Annotated in this window: 14 protein-coding genes; 8 read left to right on the forward strand and 6 right to left on the reverse strand. The window is 63.1% G+C overall.

Annotated elements, in window-relative coordinates; all coding sequences use genetic code 11:
* From BM186_RS07670 to BM186_RS07680, 3 genes are all read left to right on the forward strand, one after another.
* Entirely contained in the window at positions 1-933 is a 933-nt protein-coding gene (locus tag BM186_RS07670; protein ID WP_074914313.1) for a D-2-hydroxyacid dehydrogenase, read from the forward strand.
* 136 nt (positions 934-1,069) lie between these two features.
* On the forward strand, positions 1,070-1,519 hold the full coding sequence (locus BM186_RS07675) for a YcgN family cysteine cluster protein (RefSeq protein WP_074914316.1): 450 nt from the start codon (positions 1,070-1,072) through the stop codon (positions 1,517-1,519).
* Positions 1,520-1,620: 101 nt separating this feature from the next.
* Positions 1,621-2,847 carry a gluzincin family metallopeptidase gene (locus BM186_RS07680; RefSeq protein WP_074914319.1) on the forward strand — a complete coding sequence of 409 codons (1,227 nt, stop codon included), beginning with the start codon at positions 1,621-1,623 and terminating at the stop codon, positions 2,845-2,847.
* A 35-nt stretch (positions 2,848-2,882) separates the two neighbouring features.
* On the opposite strand, the gene BM186_RS07685 is transcribed toward BM186_RS07680, so the two are convergent.
* Together BM186_RS07685 and BM186_RS07690 are read right to left on the reverse strand one after the other, a co-directional pair.
* The gene (locus BM186_RS07685) at positions 2,883-3,353 is read right to left on the reverse strand and encodes an RNA methyltransferase (RefSeq protein WP_003461669.1); all 471 of its coding nucleotides are present in this window, start codon (positions 3,351-3,353) and stop codon (positions 2,883-2,885) included.
* 47 nt (positions 3,354-3,400) lie between these two features.
* On the reverse strand, positions 3,401-3,742 hold the full coding sequence (locus BM186_RS07690; protein WP_003461667.1) for a YajD family HNH nuclease: 342 nt from the start codon (positions 3,740-3,742) through the stop codon (positions 3,401-3,403).
* 84 nt (positions 3,743-3,826) lie between these two features.
* Here BM186_RS07690 and BM186_RS07695 point away from each other — a divergent pair, with 84 nt between their 5' ends.
* The gene (locus BM186_RS07695; RefSeq protein WP_064494547.1) at positions 3,827-4,141 is read left to right on the forward strand and encodes a hypothetical protein; all 315 of its coding nucleotides are present in this window, start codon (positions 3,827-3,829) and stop codon (positions 4,139-4,141) included.
* A gap of 71 nt (positions 4,142-4,212) precedes the next feature.
* Here the strand turns inward: BM186_RS07695 and BM186_RS07700 are convergent, their stop codons facing one another.
* Positions 4,213-6,255 (reverse strand): S9 family peptidase, encoded by a 2,043-nt coding sequence (locus BM186_RS07700; RefSeq protein WP_074914321.1) that lies wholly within the window; start codon positions 6,253-6,255, stop codon positions 4,213-4,215.
* Between the two features lie 105 nt (positions 6,256-6,360).
* Between BM186_RS07700 and BM186_RS07705 the strand changes: the two genes are divergently transcribed.
* The 4 genes from BM186_RS07705 (at position 6,361) to BM186_RS07720 (ending at position 8,651) form a co-directional block, all read left to right on the forward strand.
* Entirely contained in the window at positions 6,361-6,834 is a 474-nt protein-coding gene (locus BM186_RS07705; RefSeq protein WP_074914323.1) for an MFS transporter, read from the forward strand.
* Positions 6,835-6,897: 63 nt separating this feature from the next.
* Positions 6,898-7,344: an HIT family protein gene (locus BM186_RS07710; RefSeq protein WP_064494848.1), complete on the forward strand. Its 447-nt coding sequence runs from the start codon at positions 6,898-6,900 to the stop codon at positions 7,342-7,344.
* A 4-nt stretch (positions 7,345-7,348) separates the two neighbouring features.
* Complete coding sequence (locus BM186_RS07715; protein WP_003461657.1) at positions 7,349-8,122, forward strand: class II glutamine amidotransferase; 774 nt, start codon at positions 7,349-7,351, stop codon at positions 8,120-8,122.
* Between the two features lie 4 nt (positions 8,123-8,126).
* On the forward strand, positions 8,127-8,651 hold the full coding sequence (locus tag BM186_RS07720) for a DUF2937 family protein (protein WP_074914325.1): 525 nt from the start codon (positions 8,127-8,129) through the stop codon (positions 8,649-8,651).
* A gap of 33 nt (positions 8,652-8,684) precedes the next feature.
* Here BM186_RS07720 and BM186_RS07725 read toward each other — a convergent pair whose 3' ends face one another.
* The 3 genes from BM186_RS07725 to BM186_RS07735 are packed head-to-tail and all read right to left on the reverse strand — an operon-like array spanning position 8,685 to position 13,122.
* Complete coding sequence (locus tag BM186_RS07725; RefSeq protein WP_074914328.1) at positions 8,685-10,028, reverse strand: TolC family outer membrane protein; 1,344 nt, start codon at positions 10,026-10,028, stop codon at positions 8,685-8,687.
* A gap of 1 nt (position 10,029) precedes the next feature.
* On the reverse strand, positions 10,030-11,376 hold the full coding sequence (locus tag BM186_RS07730; protein ID WP_072424646.1) for an HlyD family type I secretion periplasmic adaptor subunit: 1,347 nt from the start codon (positions 11,374-11,376) through the stop codon (positions 10,030-10,032).
* A 6-nt stretch (positions 11,377-11,382) separates the two neighbouring features.
* Positions 11,383-13,122 carry a type I secretion system permease/ATPase gene (locus BM186_RS07735; RefSeq protein WP_074914331.1) on the reverse strand — a complete coding sequence of 580 codons (1,740 nt, stop codon included), beginning with the start codon at positions 13,120-13,122 and terminating at the stop codon, positions 11,383-11,385.
* Positions 13,123-13,485 lie beyond the last annotated feature (363 nt).

Below are 13,485 nucleotides of genomic sequence, written 5' to 3' on the forward strand. Positions count from 1 at the left end.
ATGCGCCTGCTGATCGCCGAAGAAGAGCATGCGTTCTACGCCGAGCGTATTCGTAGCGCCTGCCCTGAACTGCAACTGGTCGCCGGCGCACAGCTCGAACAACTGCGTGTGGTCGCCCGTGGCTGCGACCTCTGGCTGGGACAGCCCGACCTGCTCGCGCCCTTGCTACGCGACGGTGTGCGCCCGCAGTGGCTGCAATCGACCTGGGCCGGCATCACGCCGCTGCTGGCGGAGGGATTACCGCACGACTACCGCCTGACCCGCGCTGTCGGCATCTTCGGTCAGGTGATGGCCGAATACGTGCTCGGTCATCTGCTGGCCCATGAACGGCGCCTGTTCGCCCGCCTTGCGGCGCAGGTCGAGCAGCGTTGGGATCACCGCCTGCCGCGCAGCCTGCGCGGGCGCCGCGTGTTGGTGGTCGGTTGCGGTGATATCGGTCAGGCCGTCGCCGAGTTTCTCCAGCCTTTCGGCGTGGAACTGCGTGGCGTCGCCAGTCAGGCGCGTGAGCAGGAGCCGTTTCTCGACGTGGCGGCGATGGATCAACTGCCTCATCTGGTCACTTGGGCCGATTACGTGGTCAACCTGCTGCCGGACACGCCGGCCACGCGCGACCTGTACGATGCCCGGCTGCTTGCCCATTTCCGCCCAGAAGCGGTGCTGATCAATGCCGGGCGCGGTGTCGCCGTGGTCGATGCCGATCTGGTCGCCGCGCTTGAGCGCAACCAGTTGGCCGGCGCAGTGATCGACGTCTGTCGCGAAGAGCCGCTGCCGCCCGCTCATGTGTTCTGGAATGCACCGCGCCTGTTGCTCACCGGTCACAGCTCGGCGCCCACCGACCCAGCGCTGATGAGTGAGCTTTTCATCGACAACCTGGCGCGCTGGCAAGCGGGAGAGCCGTTACGTGGTGAAGTGGATTTCGCTCGCGGTTACTGAACATCGAGGCGGTGTGCATGGCGCGCCCTACTTCTGGTGGCTCCCCATGACCCGCCATTCGGCATGCGCTGCTTGGCCAGGGCTGGGGCTCAAGCTAGACTGCCGCGCTTTTTTCGCCTGAGTCCATACCGTTGCCATGGCCGCCGACCTCGAACCCTTCTGGAAACGCAAGACCCTCGCCCAACTCGATCCGGGGGAGTGGGAGTCGTTGTGCGACGGCTGTGGCCTGTGCTGCTTGCAGAAGCTCGAGGATGAGGATGATGGCGCCGTCTACTACACGCGCATCGCCTGCAAATTGCTGGACTTGCAGACGTGTCGCTGCAGCGATTATCCCAACCGGGTCAAGCATGTGCCTGACTGCATTCAGCTCACCCCGGCGCAGGCCGATCAGTTCCAGTGGCTGCCGCCGACCTGTGCTTATCGCCTGGTCAGCGAAGGCAAGGACCTGCCACATTGGCACCATCTGGTCTCAGGCGACCCGGACGCTGTACACGCCGAGCGCATTTCCCAATCGGGACGCATGCTCAGTGAAAACAGCGTGGCCGAAGACGACTGGGAAGATCATCTGATTTTCCGCGCGGGTTGATTGCCGCGCGGCTTCGTGGCAAATCTGTCTCCCGTTAATGGAATTTGCCCTGTGACGCCGCTGTCAGATGCCGTCACATCCCGCATCAGGAGTTTTGCTCGATGTCCCTTCGCTTGCCGTTGTACGCGTCTCTGCTGCTTCTGAGTCTGCCGGCCTTCGCTGCCACGCAGAAGGTCGATCTGGATTACCGGGTGCGCTTTCTGCCCGAGAGCAATCAGGCTGAAGTCAGCATCACTCTGGAGAAGGGCGAGTACGTGCGCAGCCTCGACTTCAATCTTGGCGAAGACGGGCGTTTCAGCGATTTCCAGGCCGATGGCCAGTGGTCGCAGGAGGTTGCCGGGCGCGGCAAGTGGCAGCCGGGCGAGGGCAAGAGCGTACTGAGCTACCGCGTGCTGATCGACAGCGAACGCAAGCCGGGGCGCTACGACGCCAGGATGACTGACGACTGGGCATTGTTCAGGGGGGACGACCTGATTCCGGCGGCCAAGCTCGATCAGCAGAACAAGACCGAGCTGGTGGCGCGCCTGCAGTTCGAGCTGCCCAAGGGCTGGAAGAGCGTGGAAACCGGTTGGCCGCGTATCGGCAAGAACCGCTTTCGCATCGATAACCCGCAGCGCAAGTTCGACCGCCCGACCGGCTGGATGCTGGCCGGCAAGCTGGGTACCCGTCGCACTCGCCTGGGTGATACCGAAATCGCCATCTCCGCGCCGGTCGGCGAGGGCATGCGGCGCATGGATATCATGACCTTCCTCACCTTCGTCTGGCCGCAGATGCAGCAGGTGTTCCCGCGCGACCCGGACAAGCTGCTGATCGTCGGCGCTGGGGATCCGATGTGGCGCGGCGGCCTGTCGGCGGCCAATTCCTACTTCATGCATGCTGACCGGCCCTTGGTCAGCGAGAACGGCACCAGCTCGCTGGTGCACGAACTGGTGCACGTATTCGGCCGCATCTATGGCCGCGAGCGCAGTGACTGGATCGCCGAAGGCCTGGCCGAGTACTACGCCATCGAATTGATGCGCCGCGCCGGGGGTATCAGCGAAGACCGTTACCAGAAGATCCGCGAGCAGCTGATTCGCTGGAGCAAGCCGGTCAACAGCCTGCGTACTGACAATGCCAGCGGCCCCGTTACCGCGCGTGCGGTGCTGCTGTTGCAGGAGCTGGACCGGGAAATCCGCCAGAAGACCAAGGAAAAGGGCAACCTGTCGCTGGATGACGTGACCCGTGGCCTGATGCGCCTGGACAAGGTCAGCACCAAGGACTTCATCGACATCACCGAAAACGTCATCGGTGGGCCGTCGAAGACGCTGGATACGCGGTTGCTGCGTTGAGTGTTACCGCTTCGCTCCCAGTCTGCTGGTTCGAGTCAGAACAAGGGGCCGGAGCGGGTATTGTTACCTTTGGCCAGGCGGTCGTAGAGCACCACGTTGACCGTCGCGGCCAGGTTCATGCAGCCCTGAGTAGGGATGTACACGACTTCAGCGCCACACCAGTCGAGAATCTCCTGCTGCAGTGAGCCGTCCTCTGGGCCGAAGATGTACAGCGCCCGGTCGGGATGGGTATAGGCGGGCAGGGCGCGTGCATCATCGACCAGTTCCACCGCCACCGGGGTGCAACCCAGCGGCAGGATCTTGCGCAAATCGTCGATGTTGATCAGCGGGATATCCTGATGAACCTTCTTGGTGTCGGTGATGAAATCCTTGGCGCGGTCGTAGCGGGTGCCGGTGTAGAACACCGAGCTGACGTCATAGCAGCCCGCCGCACGCATGATGGAGCCGACGTTTTCCGGTGATTTCGGGTTGAACAGGCCGATGCAGGCGTATCGTTTGTTGGCCACGGTGGCACTCGCAAAAGCGCCGATTATACGGTGCCGAGTGCCACGCCCTAGTCCTTTTTCAACAGGCTGGCCAGATCGCCAAAGGCCTTGTAGGTCGATTTGGCAGCCTGAGGGCTGGCAGTGGAGCCTTCGGCGAAATACTGCTGGTCGGTGTAGCGCGAGTGTTCGTTGTCATGACAGAACAGGCACAGCAGCTCCCAGTTGGAACCATCGGCCGGGTTGTTGTGGTGGTTGTGATCACGGTGATGCACGGTCAGTTCGCTCAGGCGCTTGCCAGAGAACTCGCGGGCGCAGCGGCCGCAGACATGGGGGTACATTTTCAGCGCTTTCTGCCGGTAGCCTTCTTCGGCCTGGGCGGACAGGTAGTAGCGGTTGTTATTGGTGCTCATGGCAGAACCTGTTATCGGGAGGTGAACGCTTGACTGGATATGTTGCCAGAATAGAACGAAAGCCAGCTGCACAGGAGATATGTCATGCGCTTGCCTATGTTCGCCGTGATGATTCTGGCCTCCAGCCTTGGCGGCTTGGCCTGGGCTCAGGAACCGATGCGCATGCCGTCCGCGCCTGGGGCAGGTGCGCCGGGCACTGCGACGCCACAGCCTTACGGCCAGCCTTCCACGCCCACTACGATCAAGCGCCAGGGATCGGCGCCCCTCTTACCGCCGCCCCAGGGACAAACGCCCCCAGGGACTGCGCCGAAATCCACTGGCGATCAATCGATTCCGCAGCTCGATGAGCAACTGCGCCGCAATAGCCAGGGGCTGGACGGGCAGCGCAAGGCGGAGTGATCGGCGTAGGAGCGGCTTCAGCCAGCGATGCTGGGGAGTCGCTGCTGAAGCGGAATGCCGCCCAACCGCTCCTACGGGTGTGCTATCCCTAGCACACGGAACAGGAAGGCGTACTCCAGCGCCACATCCTTGATGCCCTGATAACGCCCACTCATGCCGCCATGGCCAGCGCCGAGGTCGGTCTTGAGCAGCAGCAGATTGCTGTCGGTCTTGTCGCGGCGAAGTTTGGCCACCCATTTCGCAGCTTCCCAGTACTGCACACGGCTGTCGTTGTAACCGGCGACAGCGAGGATGGGAGGATAAGCCTGGGCGCGCACATTCTCGTAGGGCGCGTACGCCTTGATGCGCTCGAAGACCTCGGGCTGATTCGGGTCGCCCCATTCGTCGTATTCAGTGACGGTCAGCGGCAGTTCCGGGTTGAGCATGGTGTTGAGCACGTCGACGAAGGGAACTTCTGCGATGGCAGCAGCGAACAGCTCGGGGCGCTGGTTGAGCACGGCACCGATCAGCAGGCCACCGGCGCTGCCACCACTGATCGCCAGTTGTGCGGGGGTGGTCAGGCCCTCGGCAATCAGGCGTTCGGCGCTGGCGATGAAATCGCCGAAGCTGTTCTGTTTGTGCTCGAGCTTGCCGGCACGGTACCAGGCTTCGCCCATCTCGCCGCCACCGCGGATATGCGCGATGGCGAAGACGAAACCGCGATCCAGCAGGCTCAGGCGGGCGTGGGAGAACCAGGGGTCGAGGCTCGCGCCATAGGCGCCGTAACCATAGAGATAGAGCGGTGCAGGTTTCCCTGCGGCGAATACCTCGCGCCTCGCCACCAGGCTGATCGGTATCTGCGTGCCGTCGGCCGCAGTGGCCCAGAGACGCCGACTTTCATAGGCATCGGCATCGAACGGACCTTCTACCGGTGTCTGCTTGAGGACCTGCTGAGCGCCCGTGGCCAGTTCCAGTTGGCGCACTTGCGCGGGGCGGTTCAGCGCTTCGTAGCGCAGACGGATCACCGTGCTGTGAAACTCCAGGCTGTCCTGCACGTAGAGGCTGTAAGCGGCGTCCGGTAGTTGCACGCGATAGGCTTCGGCGCCCTGCGGCTGCACTTCGAGAATCGGCAGGCCGCCTTCACGCAGGGCGAGGACGATAGCGCGCTGGTTCAGCGTGGCGCCTTCGAGCATCACCTGCGGGTCATGGGCGCGAATCTGTTGCCAGTGCGAACGTTGCGGCTGCGCCTCACTGGCGCGGTAAAGCGCGAAGTTGATGCCACTCTGATTGCTGCGAATCAGCCAGCACCACTGGCCATCCAGCATGCCGTGATCGACATCGTATTCGTGGCCTTCCTCACGCGGTGCCAGGCAACTGAAGTCGCCCTGCGGCTGCTGCGCGTCGAGCACCCAGACCTCGCTGGTGGTCTTGCTGCCCAGTTGCAGTATCAACTGGCGCTCGGAGCTGGAGCGGTAGCAATGCAGAAAGAAGCGGCCATCAGCTTCCTCGAATACGGCTTGCGCAGCGGCGTCGCCGATGCGGTGACGGCAGAGCTTGTAGGGGCGATGGGTGTCGTCCAGTTCGGTGAAGAACAGCGTCTGGCTGTCGTTCGCCCAGGTCATGCTGCCGTCGCAGTCGTCGAAGGGCAGTTCGCTGATCTGGCCGCTTCCCAGCTCCTTGACGAACAGGCGGTAGATTTCCTCGCCGCTGCTGTCGAGGCTGTAGGCCAGGCGCTGCTGGTCGGGGCTGATGCTGAACGCACCGACGGAAAGAAAGCCGCCACCGGCCAGTTCGTTGGGGTCGAGCAGCAGCGCTTCACTGGCCGCGTCGACATCCAGCGAACCATCGGCAGGGCGACGGCAACGATAGTGCCGCGGATATTCGTCTCCGGCGGTGGTGCGCTGGTAGTAGAGGTAGTCGCCCCAGGGCGTCGGCAGCGACAGATCGGTCTCGCGAATGCGCCCCTTGATCTCCTCGAACAGCTGCTCGCGCAGGGCCTGTTGCGGTTCCAGCACGGCATCCAGGTAGGCGTTTTCTGCCTGCAGGTGCGCCAGCACCTCGTCGCTGTCGCGGTTTTCCAGCCAGTGATAAGGGTCGTTGCCGGCTTCCTGGCGGGCGATGGGGGCAGAGGACATGGCGTGGCTCCAGAGAACGAGAGGGCGACGGCAGGGGCGCCGCGCTGGGCAAAAGCCGCTATCATAAGCGCCCCTTTGCCAGACCTGCCACGCCGGCGCCTGCTTATGATGAATGAAAACGACTACCTCCTGGCCTGGGCGGCCTACGGGATTGCTGCCCTGGGTTGCCTGTTGGTGTGGATGCGCCTGACCAGCTGGATGTGGCGTTACCTGCGTGAGCCGCTGCGGGTGTTGATGGCCGTGCTGCTGTTCAGCCCGACCATCGTCGACCCGGCGCGCGAACTGTTCGCGCCCGCCCTCGCGGTTACCGCCATGGATATATTGCTCAAGGTTGGCAACAACGCCTGGCGCGCGGTCGCTGATCTGGCGCTCTATAGCCTGATCGCGCTTGCCGTGTATCTAGTGTTCGTCGCTGTTCGCTGGCCCATCGAGCGTTGGTGGAAAGGGCGTCAGAGCGAGCATGTAACCGAGCCCGACGAAGACCCGCGCACCTTGCGCGAGCGCCTGGAAGAGGACGACGACCTGCCAATTCGTGACTACGGGCGTGATCGCTCGGGGCGTATGGAACCGCGTATTTGATCTGACCCCTTGCGCCTGCCGGCCCAGGCGTTCAGCATGATGGCCTTGTGCAAGGGAGGCCCGATGGATTGCGTGTTCTGTGCCATTGCCGAGCGACGGCTACCCGCTCATCGTCTGTATGAAGATGAAGATTTCATCGTATTGCTGGACATCTTCCCGATGCGTCCTGCCCATGTGCTGATCGTCAGCCGTGTGCATGCGCCCTTTCTACGTGATCTGCCGCCACCGGTACGTGAGCGTCTGTTGACGCTGGCCGAGCGTATCGCTGCTGCGCTGCGCGAGGCTGGCTTTGGTAAGAACGGCATCAACCTGCTGATCAATGACGGCCCGGATTCCAATCAGCACGTGCCCCATCTCCATTTACACCTGATTCCGCGTCGGCCGGGTGACCTGCCGGCGCTGCTCTGGCGATTGCTGGTGCGTTTTCTGCCAATGGGCCGCAAGCGAATCGAAGCGCGTCTGCAAGATGAAGCCGAGCGCCTGCGCCTGATCCTCGGCAAGGAGAATTGATTCGATGTGCGAATTGCTCGGCATGAGCGCCAATGTACCCACCGATATCGTGTTCAGCTTTACCGGGTTGATGCAACGTGGTGGCCGCACCGGGCCGCACCGTGATGGTTGGGGGATCGGCTTCTACGAAGGGCGCGGCTTGCGTCTGTTCCAGGACCCGCGGGCGAGCAGCGAATCCGAGGTGGCGCAGTTGGTGCAGCGCTACCCGATCAAGAGCGAAGTGGTGATCGGCCATATCCGCCAGGCCAACGTCGGCAAGGTTTGCCTGGTCAACACCCATCCCTTCAGCCGTGAGTTGTGGGGGCGTAACTGGTGTTTCGCCCATAACGGGCAGCTGGCGGGCCTGGAAGGCTCCACTACCTTCTACCGACCGGTCGGCGAGACCGACAGCGAGGCGGCGTTCTGCGATCTGCTCAACCGCGTGCGTCGCGCCTTTCCCGAACCGGTATCGGTGGAAATGCTCCTGCCGGTGCTGGTGGCGTCCTGTGCCAGTTACCGCAAGCTCGGCGTGTTCAACTGCCTGCTCAGCGATGGCGACTGGCTGTTCAGCTTCTGCTCGACCAAGCTCGCGCATATCACCCGCCGCGCGCCGTTCGGCCCTGCGCAGCTCAAGGACGCGGATCTGAAGGTGGATTTTCAGTCAGAGACCACGCCCAACGACGTGGTGACCGTCATCGCCACTGAACCTTTGACCGACAACGAACAATGGTCGCTGTACCAGCCGGGCGAATGGCGCCTGTGGCGCCGCGGCGAATGCATCACTCACGGCAAGGCCTGAACTCATGCTTAGAAGCTACCTGCGCCTGACGCTGTTCGCTTTCGGTCTGTTGCTCGGCGTGCAGGTGCCGGGCTTCGTCGATGACTACGCCAAGCGGGTCGAGGCTCATCGCCTGGAGTCGCAGCAGAGTCTCAAAGGCTTTCAGGAAACGGCGCGCAATTTCTTCAAGGGCGATATGGACGCGCTGGTGGCGCACTACCGCGTCAGCGATGACCCGGTAATGCGCAGCGATGCCAAGAGCGTCGGGCACCTGGTGCAGCGCTCCGCCTTGCTCGAACGGGAATGGCAGGCCATGCAGGGGCCCTGGTACGCCCAGGCCTGGCACCTGGCGACTGGCGCGGATCACGAGCTGTTCGAGGAAACCCTGCAGGCTTACCGTTATCAGGTGCTGTTTACCCCGGATGCGATTCTCTGGGGTGTGATCAGCGCGCTGCTGCTGGCCTGGATGGTGGAGGTGCTGGTGGTGCTGTGCGGCTGGATGTTCGGCGCAGGGCAGACCAGGCGCGCTCAGCAGCGCCACTGGCGCTGAATACCTGGCCAGGGAATCGGGCAGAACGCCGGCTCAGTAGCCGAGTGCCAACTCCGGTCCCAGGTAGGCATTGACCTGGAGAATATCGTCCTCGCCGAGCAGGCCGACCGCAGCGGCCAGTTGCAGGCGTGCGAGCAGATAGCGAAGTTTGGCTTCGAGCAGATCTCGGCGGGCGATGAACACCTGTTCCTCGGCGTTGAGGATATCGACATTGGTACTGGAGCCCGCGAGAAACCCCTTGCGCGCCGAGTCCTGCGCCCGCTCGCTGGAAATGACGGCCTGCTGCAGGGCGCGAATACGCGCCTGGCCGCTCTGCACGCCGCGGAACTCACGGGTTGTGGCGGAGAACACTTCCTCGCGGCTTGCATTGACTTCTTCCCCGGCCTGTTCACGGCTCGCGGTGGCCTGGCGCACCCGCGCGCTGACGCCGCCGCCGGAGTAAAGCGGCATGGTGAATTCCAGGCCGATGGAGCTGTAGCGGTTGGTCTGGTTGATGGTGGAGAGCGAATCGCTCTCGCTGTCGGTATAGCCCAGTACCAGGTCAAGCGTGGGCCAGTGGGCGCTGCTGGCGCGTTTGACCTCCTCTTCGGCGAGGCCATGATTGAGCTGGCGTGCGCGCAGCGAAGGGTTGTTCAATTGCGCCTTCTGTAGCCAGTCCTGGAGGTTGTCCGGTTGCAGGGGCGGGGTAGGAAATTCCGCGTGCAGGGTGGCGAGTTGATCCGGGTTGTTGCCGAGCAACTCCTGCAGCAGGCGCAGGGCGACCACCAGATTGTCTTCGGCTTCGATCACGCCGGCCTGCGCCAGATCACGTCGGGCGGTGGCCTGGTCGACGTCGGTGATGGTGCCGTCGCCCAGATCGAAGCGGCGCTTGGCAGCCGCAACCTGCTGCTCGAAAGCCTTGAGCTTGGCGCGCGAAAGGTCGATGGTCTCGCGCGTCAGCAACACGTCGAAGTAGCGGCTGGCCAAGCGTACGGCAACGTTCTGCGTTTTGGCATCGAATACCGCTTCGCTATAGCTGGCGCGCTGCTTGCCCTGGCGGTACTCGACCATTTTCTGGCGGTTGTACAGCGGTTGACGCAATTGCAGGCTGAGGTTTTCCGAGTCGTAGTCCAGATCGTTCTCGATGCGCTGGCCAAAGGCATTCTGTTGCTCCTGGGTGCCGTCGACCTGGCTTTTGCTGGCCCTGGCCGTGATCTGCGGCAGCAGCCCGGCTCTGCCGATAGCGGGGTTTTCCAGACCAGCGGCACGCTCGTGGACGGCGGCGCGATAGGTCGGGCCCTGCAGTTGCAGCAATTCCCAGGCCTGTAACAGGTCCATGGCGTGGGCGGGCAGGCAGGCCAGGCAGCAGAGGCCTGACAGTATCTGGCGTACGAGCATGTCATTGCTCCTTGAAGGCCCCGTCGATACGGTCGAGCATGGGCTTCATCAGATAGCTCATCAGGTTGCGTTCACCGGTCTTGATCGTCACGGTGGCCGGCATGCCGGGGCGAATGCGATTGCTGCCCAGCTTGTCCATGCCATCGGCGGTGACCTCGATCTCGGCCAGGTAGTAGGGCTGCTTGTTGGTCTCGTCGATAAGGCGATCGGCGGAAATCGTCAGTACGCGGCCGGGGATGTTCGGCGTCTGCGCGTGATTGAACGCGGGGAAGGCGATGTCCACCGGCAGTCCCGGTTGCATCTTGTCGATGGCTTGTACCGGCACCATGGCATCGACCTGCAGCGGCTCATTGGCCGGCACCACGTCCATGATTCGCGAGCCGGCCTGGATCACCCCGCCTATGGTGGAGGCGGACAGTCCCAGTACCACGCCATCGATGGGCGAGCGGATCACCGTGTTGCTGACTTCGTAGTCCAGCGCCCGCAGGCGGTCGGCGAGGGCAGCGGCCTCTTTCTGCATATCGCTGAGCTGTGATTGCACTTCCTGCTGGTAATTCTGTTCAAGCTGGAGAATGCGCAGTTTGAGCTCGGCGATCTGGTTGCGCGTACGCCCTGTGTCGGCGATGTTCTGCGCCAGCGAGGCGCTCAGTTCGGCGGCGTTGCGTTCCAGTTCGAGCATGCGGTTGCGCGTCACATAGCCTTCCGCCGCCAGGCTGCGCACCCCGTCGAGTTCCTGGTTGAGCAACCTGATCTGCGCGCTGCGCGAGTGCTGTACCTGGCGCAGGCCCTTGAGCTGTTCCTCGGCGCCGAGGATGTTCTCGCGGAGAATCTCGGCTTCGCCGGTCAACGCGGTGCGGCGGGTAGTGAACAGACGTTGTTGCAGGGCGACGGAGGCATGCAGGCGTGGGTCGTTGGCGAATCGGCTGAGCAACTCGGGATCGAACTCGACCTGTGTGGCGCCGTCACGCTCGGCCTGCAAGCGACTTTTCACCGTGCTGACCACTATGTATTGCGCGCTGACCATGCCCTGCTCGGCGATGGCACGGGTGGCGTCCAGCTCGATCAGTGGCTGGTTGCGTTGCACCAGATCCCCCTCGCGCACCAGGATGGCGCCGACCGAGCCGCCGGTCAGGTGCTGGATGGTCTTGCGGTTGTCGGTGACGTTGACCGTGGCATTGGCCACCACCCCGGCATCCAGCGGCGCGAGAATGGCCCAGAGAATGAATCCACCGAAGCCTGCGAGCACCAGCGACAAGCCCCAGCGACTCGGTTTGCCGTCGTCCATGTCAACCGTGCAGGGGCTATCCGTCAGTATCAGCCCCTTGCTTTCGAACTGCAGATCGGACATGGCATGTCACTCCTTGGCCCGTACCGAGGCCAGGGTCGGCGACCCCTTGCCGGTGGGGATCACGTTGGCCTGGCGCAACGCAGCGAATACCTCATCGCGGCTGCCGAACATCTGCACAGCGCCTTCGCGCAGTACCAGCACCTTGTCCACCATGTTCAGCACGGTGGGGCGGTGGGAGATCAGCACCAGGGTCTTGCCGCGTTGCTTGAGGTCGAGCAGCGCTTGCAGCAACGCCGCTTCGCCGACGTCGTCGAGGCTGGCGTTGGGCTCGTCGAGGACGATCAGCGATGGCTCGCCGTAGAGTGCACGGGCCAGGCCGATACGTTGCTTCTGCCCGCCGGACAACGAGCCGCCGTCGGCGCTCAGGTGGGTGTCGTAGCCTTGTGGCAGGTGCAGGATCATCTCGTGCACGCCGGCCTGCCTGGCGGCAAGGATCACCGCCTCGCCGTCGATTGCGCCGAAGCGCGCGATGTTCTCGGCGACGCTACCCTCGAACAACTCGACGTCCTGTGGCAGGTAGCCGAGCCAGGGACCCAGTTCGGCCTTGTTCCATTGATAGATGTCGGCGCCGTCCAGGCGCACCTTGCCGCCTTGTGCCGGCCAGACGCCAACCAGCAGACGTGCCAGGGTGGATTTGCCTGAGGCCGAGGGGCCGATGATGCCCAGGGCCTCGCCGGGTGCCAGGTTGAAGCTGACGCCGCGCAGTATCGGCGTGGGCGAGCCCGGTGCACTGGCGAAGGCGTTCTCCACGTGGAGCATGCCCAGCGGCTTGGGTAGCGGCATGGACGGCTTCTGCGCAGGAAAGTCGGCCAGCAGCCCGGATAGCCGAGCCCAGGCTGCACGGCTGGAGAGCAACTGCTTCCAGGCCGAGATCACCTGCTCCACCGGCGCCAGTGCGCGGCCGGAGAGAATCGAGCAGGCGATCATCATGCCCGGGGTGATGGTGCCCTGAATCGCCAGCAAGGCGCCGGCGCCCAGGATCAGCGACTGCAGGGTGACGCGCACGAAGCGACTGGCCCCGGCGATGTAGGCCGCGCGGTCTGAGGCCAGGGTTTGCAGCTCGAGAATTTTCAGGTGGTTGCCGAACCAGCGCTGGCGAATCGCCGGCAGCATGCCCATGGCCTCGATCACTTCGGCGTTGCGCAGGTTGTTGTTGGCGAAACTGCCGGATACCAGCGAGGCCTGGTTGGCCTCGGCCAGCGGCTTGCGGGTGCTGACTTCGGTGAGCCAGGCCAGGCTCACCAGCAGTAAAGAGCCGATCAGGGTAATCAGGCCAAGCAGTGGGTGTACCAGGTAGATCACCAGCAGGAAGATCGGGGTCCAGGGGGCGTCGAAGAAGGCGAACAAGCCGTTACCGGTGAGAAACTGGCGAACCTGTGAGAGATCCTGCAGCGCCTGTGCCGGGTTGCCGCCGGCGCGGCGCAGGTTGCGCTCGAAGGCGGCGCCGAAGATGCGCTTGTTGAGCATCATGTCGAGGCGGTTGCCGACGCGGATCAGCACGCTCGAGCGCACCACCTCCAACAGCGCCATCAGCACATACAGGCCGATCACCAGCACGGTGAGCATCAGCAGGGTGGTGACATTGCTGCTGACCAGGGCACGGTCGTAGACCTGCAGCATATAGACAGCCGGGGTCAGCATCAGCAGGTTGATCACCCCGCTGAAGGCGGCCAGGGCGTAGAAGGTGCGGCGCAGGCGAAACAGCACCTCAGCCAGCTCGGAACGCGGGGACTGCGGGACGTCCATGGGACCCTCCGGCACTGCATGTTCGCTGGGCGTCCTGCATGGGGTGACGGCATTTCGACGATTGGCGTGCAGGACCGTCTACTGGAGACATTTTCTTGTCTCTTTGGGTGTCGCCCTCTAGGTATAGATGGGGTTTTCGTCGCTGCGCAAGGGATTACAGCGTCTTATTTTTTTCGATGTTTCGTTTTGTTTCATTAAAAAAATCTTTATTCAATAAAATCTTATAGGAATGGTTGGTAATTGATTAGGCGACTGACGGTATCTTGACAATCCTATTGGCTAGGACTTAAGTCTAGGCGTGTGATCCAAGCCAAGAAGTCGACACGGCTCTGGTTGGCAAGCTCCTGTATGGGGTGATCACCA

Origin of the sequence: Ectopseudomonas toyotomiensis (assembly GCF_900115695.1) — a bacterium.
Lineage (GTDB): Bacteria > Pseudomonadota > Gammaproteobacteria > Pseudomonadales > Pseudomonadaceae > Aquipseudomonas > Aquipseudomonas toyotomiensis.

Excerpts from the sequence above, each read along its gene's own strand:
- BM186_RS07670 (WP_074914313.1), top strand. The coding sequence starts at position 1 with ATGCGCCTGCTGATCGCCGAAGAAGAGCATGCGTTCTACGCCGAGCGT.
- BM186_RS07675 (WP_074914316.1), top strand. The coding sequence starts at position 1,070 with ATGGCCGCCGACCTCGAACCCTTCTGGAAACGCAAGACCCTCGCCCAA.
- BM186_RS07680 (WP_074914319.1), top strand. The coding sequence starts at position 1,621 with ATGTCCCTTCGCTTGCCGTTGTACGCGTCTCTGCTGCTTCTGAGTCTG.
- BM186_RS07690 (WP_003461667.1), bottom strand. The coding sequence starts at position 3,742 with ATGAGCACCAATAACAACCGCTACTACCTGTCCGCCCAGGCCGAAGAA.
- BM186_RS07695 (WP_064494547.1), top strand. The coding sequence starts at position 3,827 with ATGCGCTTGCCTATGTTCGCCGTGATGATTCTGGCCTCCAGCCTTGGC.
- BM186_RS07700 (WP_074914321.1), bottom strand. The coding sequence starts at position 6,255 with ATGTCCTCTGCCCCCATCGCCCGCCAGGAAGCCGGCAACGACCCTTAT.
- BM186_RS07705 (WP_074914323.1), top strand. The coding sequence starts at position 6,361 with ATGATGAATGAAAACGACTACCTCCTGGCCTGGGCGGCCTACGGGATT.
- BM186_RS07710 (WP_064494848.1), top strand. The coding sequence starts at position 6,898 with ATGGATTGCGTGTTCTGTGCCATTGCCGAGCGACGGCTACCCGCTCAT.
- BM186_RS07715 (WP_003461657.1), top strand. The coding sequence starts at position 7,349 with ATGTGCGAATTGCTCGGCATGAGCGCCAATGTACCCACCGATATCGTG.
- BM186_RS07720 (WP_074914325.1), top strand. The coding sequence starts at position 8,127 with ATGCTTAGAAGCTACCTGCGCCTGACGCTGTTCGCTTTCGGTCTGTTG.
- BM186_RS07725 (WP_074914328.1), bottom strand. The coding sequence starts at position 10,028 with ATGCTCGTACGCCAGATACTGTCAGGCCTCTGCTGCCTGGCCTGCCTG.
- BM186_RS07730 (WP_072424646.1), bottom strand. The coding sequence starts at position 11,376 with ATGTCCGATCTGCAGTTCGAAAGCAAGGGGCTGATACTGACGGATAGC.
- BM186_RS07735 (WP_074914331.1), bottom strand. The coding sequence starts at position 13,122 with ATGGACGTCCCGCAGTCCCCGCGTTCCGAGCTGGCTGAGGTGCTGTTT.